Genomic DNA, 3,356 nt, shown 5'->3' on the forward strand with positions numbered 1-3,356 from the left:
AATCTCCTAACCATCAAGCACTTTTGCGTAGCAGGCCCTGTTTTTTAAGGTAAATAAGTAGAATAGAGATCGCCGCCGGGGTGATCCCGGAAATACGTGAGGCCTGACCAATCGATGCCGGTTTATGATCGTTCAGCTTAGCAATCACCTCATTGGATAGGCCGCTCACCTGCTGGTAGTTCAGATCGACCGGCAGCACAGCGTTTTCATTGCGCAACTGGTGGTCGATCTCTTCCTGCTGGCGTGTAATGTAGCCTTCGTACTTCACCTGGATCTCAACCTGCTCGGCAGCCTGTGGGTCGCTGAGCGACGGGCTGAAGGTGATGAGGGTCATCAGCTGATGATAAGTCATTTCCGGACGGCGCAGCAGATCTTCACCGCTGGCTTCCTTGGTCAGTGGAGCGCTCAACAGCGTATTCACTTCGCTAACGTTTTCTGATTTTGGATGTACCCAGATATCACGCAGGCGCTGACGCTCCAGTTCGATGCTTTCCAGCTTCTCGTTGAAGCGCGCCCAACGGGCATCATCGACCAGCCCCAGTTCACGACCGGCAGCGGTCAGACGCAGGTCGGCGTTATCTTCACGCAGTATCAGGCGATATTCTGCGCGTGAGGTGAACATGCGGTACGGCTCTTTGGTGCCGAGGGTGCAAAGATCGTCGACCAGCACGCCAAGGTAAGCTTGGTCACGGCGCGGTGCCCAGCTCTCTTTGTCTGCAGACTGGCGACCTGCATTCAGACCCGCCAGCAGTCCTTGGGCTGCCGCTTCTTCGTAGCCGGTGGTGCCGTTGATTTGTCCGGCAAAGAACAAACCTTGAATATATTTACTCTCCAGCGTCGGTTTCAGATCGCGTGGATCAAAGAAATCGTACTCGATAGCGTAGCCAAGACGAACGATTTTGGCATTTTCCATCCCGTGCATCGAGCGTACGATCTGCATCTGCACATCAAACGGCAGGCTAGTGGAGATGCCGTTCGGATAAATTTCATTGCTGGTCAGCCCTTCCGGTTCGAGGAAGATCTGGTGCGTATTGCGGTCAGCAAAACGCATTACCTTGTCTTCAATCGACGGGCAGTAGCGTGGACCAATTCCTTCAATCACCCCGGCGTACATCGGGCTGCAATCGTGGTTATTGCGGATCACCTCATGGGTTTTCTCATTGGTGTAGGTGATGTAGCACGGCACCTGCTGAGGATGCTGGCTGACATTGCCCATGAACGAGAATACCGGCATTGGCGTATCACCTTGCTGCGGAGCCAGCACGCTGAAGTCGATGGTGCGTGCATCAATGCGCGGTGGAGTACCGGTTTTCAGGCGGCCAACGTGCAGCGGCAGTTCACGCAGGCGGCGTGAAAGCGGAATGGATGGCGGATCGCCAGCACGGCCACTGCTGTAGTTATTCATGCCGATATGAATTTTGCCATCGAGAAAAGTTCCAACGGTCAGCACCACGGCTTTTGCGCGGAACTTGAGGTCCATCTGGGTTACAGCACCGACGACGCGATCGTTCTCGACGATCAGATCTTCAACCGCCTGCTGGAAGATCATCAGGTTTGGCTGATTCTCCAGCGTGGTGCGTACTGCTTGACGATACAGCACTCGGTCAGCCTGAGCACGAGTGGCGCGTACCGCCGGGCCTTTGCTGGCGTTTAGTATCCTAAACTGGATACCGGCTTGATCTATTGCGTGAGCCATCAATCCACCCAGTGCGTCCACTTCTTTAACCAGATGTCCTTTCCCTATACCGCCAATCGCCGGGTTGCAGGACATCTGTCCCAGCGTGTCAATATTATGGGTTAATAACAGAGTTTGTTGACCCATACGGGCAGCGGCCATCGCGGCTTCTGTCCCTGCATGACCACCACCGATTACGATGACCTCAAAAGGATCGGGATAAAACATGGTACTGCACCTCGCGGATTGTGCGATTGAAGAGAGTGTTGCTGAGGGCGTGGATTCTACTTAATTTTAGACGATGGCGAAAGCGCCGGGATCTTCGTGTATTTAAAAGAAAATCTTTTTTACTTAGAGATCTTTTTATTAAATCTTCTATTAGGATCGACCATCTCTGTGGGTAAGCCATTTTTGCTGATAAAGATCAGGCAATTAGGCAGGATTATTAACTGTGAATGATCGGTGATCCTTCGCCGTATAAGATGGGATCTAAATGGCATATTATGCACAGGATCCGGCAGGTATCCCAGTTGTTATTAGGATAAACACCGGTTATTAGACGGAATTGAGCATGGTTATGCACAGATAAACGCGGTGAAACTAGGCAAAAAAGAGCAATATTTACAAAACTCGGAATCGAAAACGCGCTTTTATACCGATCGAAGCGACGATCGCGGCCCGATCCATAGCGGATTCAGATCAGTTCTTTCCAACTTTCGACCCAGACACTGGCAGGATCTTCCGGAATCTCATGTTCCAGCACGTCAATATCCAGACGATCGCCAATACGCTGCGCGCCGAGCGAGGTCAGCAGCTCATCAAACTGCACGATCGCGCCACAGAACAGATCGTATTCACGGTTGCCGATACCGACCGCACCGTAGCGCAAATTGCTGAGATCGGGCTGCTGTTCCTTTATGGCTTCAAACAGCGGCTGGATATTATCTGGCAGTTCACCGGCACCGTGGGTCGAAGAGACCACAATCCAGAAGCCAGACGTTTTCAGATCTTCCAGCTCAGGTCCGTGCAGCGTCTCGGTGTTGTGACCGGCCTCATCTAACTTTTCTGCCAGATAATCGGCAACATATTCTGCGCTGCCTAAAGTGCTGCCACTGATTAAAGTAATGTCGGCCATGATAGGATCCCTGAATGATAGTGGCGGGCATTGTACGCTTTGATCAGGCTGGGATCTACCTGTGGAAAAATAGGGTTTTTATCAAAGGTACTTAGCTTGATGGTTAGGAGATTGAATCGCCTCTTCTGAGAGCGCCCAACCATGAATGTCAGAACGAACTATCCCTTTGATGCGGCGCTCGTGCGTAGGTTTAAGTATGAAAATGCAGTTTTTGTCGTGTTTTTAACCGGAAAGCCATTTTTCAGGCACACTAATCCGGCTCAGGCATCCGCAACCATCGCTTTTTCTCCATTCCACGCAACCTTTCCGACAGTCATGCCATCGCCTGCGTTCCTGCCTGAGCGCCGGCAAAACGCAGTCGGCCCTTGCACAGGATGCACTGGTACGGGTCGGTACCCAGGAAGCCCTTCATTAGCACCGCAAACCCCGGCTTCTCCGGCTTTTTCCGCAGCATCATCTCCAGCGCTTCGTAGACCTTCGGCAGCACCGATCCCCGTTTGCGGTTGGCCAGAAAGCCGAAGTAGCGCACCATCTTAAAATGCCGCG

General features: G+C 52.2%; 2 protein-coding genes and 1 pseudogene. All 3 read right to left on the reverse strand.

Annotated features, from left to right (window positions below; all coding sequences use genetic code 11):
- Positions 1-13: 13 nt before the first annotated feature.
- The gene (gene mnmG / locus BBW68_RS09380; RefSeq protein WP_070135151.1) at positions 14-1,903 is read right to left on the reverse strand and encodes a tRNA uridine-5-carboxymethylaminomethyl(34) synthesis enzyme MnmG; all 1,890 of its coding nucleotides are present in this window, start codon (positions 1,901-1,903) and stop codon (positions 14-16) included.
- A 466-nt stretch (positions 1,904-2,369) separates the two neighbouring features.
- Positions 2,370-2,810: an FMN-binding protein MioC gene (gene mioC / locus BBW68_RS09385; protein ID WP_070135152.1), complete on the reverse strand. Its 441-nt coding sequence runs from the start codon at positions 2,808-2,810 to the stop codon at positions 2,370-2,372.
- A gap of 316 nt (positions 2,811-3,126) precedes the next feature.
- Positions 3,127-3,356: pseudogene (locus tag BBW68_RS09390) on the reverse strand (IS91 family transposase); the annotation flags it as partial.

Origin of the sequence: Candidatus Erwinia dacicola, assembly GCF_001756855.1 — a bacterium.
GTDB classification, from domain to species: Bacteria; Pseudomonadota; Gammaproteobacteria; order Enterobacterales; family Enterobacteriaceae; genus Erwinia; species Erwinia dacicola.

Bases quoted from the DNA above. Each gene is read 5' to 3' on its own strand.
- mnmG (WP_070135151.1), bottom strand. From the start codon at position 1,903: ATGTTTTATCCCGATCCTTTTGAGGTCATCGTAATCGGTGGTGGTCAT.
- mioC (WP_070135152.1), bottom strand. From the start codon at position 2,810: ATGGCCGACATTACTTTAATCAGTGGCAGCACTTTAGGCAGCGCAGAA.